Below are 1,295 nucleotides of genomic sequence, written 5' to 3'. Positions count from 1 at the left end.
TGGACACCCGCAAAAACCCAATGATTTTGGCTTGGCCTTTTAGGAGCAGCCGTTTCTTGCGATTTGATCGCGGTGTTGGGCCTGTTTTACCGGGTTTGGGGCTACTTGAGCCGCCAATGTGCGCTCTGCGTCCATTTCTGGACGCACCTATGCTGTGGTTCTCCTTCGTTCATGGAAAATCAGGCGGTCGAAGTTGTAGGCCAGATTGGCAAGGGTGAGTTTTGCCTCTGCCCGGGCAAGGCCAATCGTGCGGATGAACAGGCCATAGCGCATTTTCTGATGCGCAAAGACATGCTCTACCCGAGCACGGATCGAAGACTTCTTCGCATTGGCACGAGCGGTTGCCTCTGGCATCGGTTTGTTCGCAGGCTTGCGCCGGTGAATGCGGCTCACCAGCATGTTCTTGGTCAGCCACTTCTCGTTCTTCTTTGACCGATAGGCGCTATCAGCCCAGACATCAGAGGCTGTATTGTCCTTGGTGATGACCCGCTTCAACTGGCGACCATCGGCCTCAGAGGCCGACGTCACCGCACTGCCCCGAATAAAGCCGTAACGCCGGTCGATGCAGATATGGCTCTTGTAACCGAATACGGGCAGCGCGATCTGTGGCAGTGGCGTTCCATCGGGCCGGTAGCGTATCTTCCCGCCGATCTTCAGTGTCCAGCGGGCAGTGGTGTCCTTCTGTGCTGCCTTGTTGGGTTTGTCCGGCCAGATTTCTTTCGCCGTCTTGCCTGCCTTGATCGCGGCCTTCTCATCCTCCGTATTGCGTTGCTTGGGCGCTGGCACCAGCGTCGCATCGACGATCTGGCCTGACATGGGGATGTAACCCTTCTTTTTCAGTTGCCAGTCGAACGCCTTCATCACGCGCTTCAAGGTGCCGGTTGCCGTCATCCGATTACGAAAATGGCGGATCGTGTTCTCATCCGGCATCACACCACCAAGATCAAAACCCAAAAACCGCATCCATGACAGACGGTCCCGGATCATGAACTCCATCTTTGCATCGCTCAGATTGTGCTGGGCCTGAAGGATCAGAACCTTGAACATCGAAACAGGGTCAAACGGCGGGCGGCCACCTTTGGAGCCGTCACCGTAGCCAAGCCCTTCAACCAGCCAGTCCCGGAAATACTCAAAATCGACCGTCTGATCCAAAATCTCAAGCGGATCGCCATCCTTGCTCAAACGCTCAAGATGCTCGGACAAACTGAAAAGGCTCATCGGATCCATGGCAACACCTCCGTGAAGCCAGTGAATCAGAAATCATCCAACAGCGCGAGGTTTTTGCGGGTGTCCAG

The 1,295-nt window shown here is 55.5% G+C and carries 1 protein-coding gene; it reads right to left on the bottom strand.

Going from position 1 to position 1,295, the window contains the following annotated elements:
- Positions 1 to 147 precede the first annotated feature (147 nt).
- Positions 148 to 1,227, bottom strand: coding sequence for a transposase (locus tag F0155_RS23125; RefSeq protein ID WP_150526921.1), 1,080 nt, complete (start codon positions 1,225 to 1,227; stop codon positions 148 to 150).
- Positions 1,228 to 1,295 lie beyond the last annotated feature (68 nt).

This window comes from Roseibium sediminis, assembly GCF_008711325.1.
GTDB lineage: Bacteria > Pseudomonadota > Alphaproteobacteria > Rhizobiales > Stappiaceae > Roseibium > Roseibium sediminis.
This window is presented reverse-complemented; position numbering and strand designations above follow the sequence as displayed.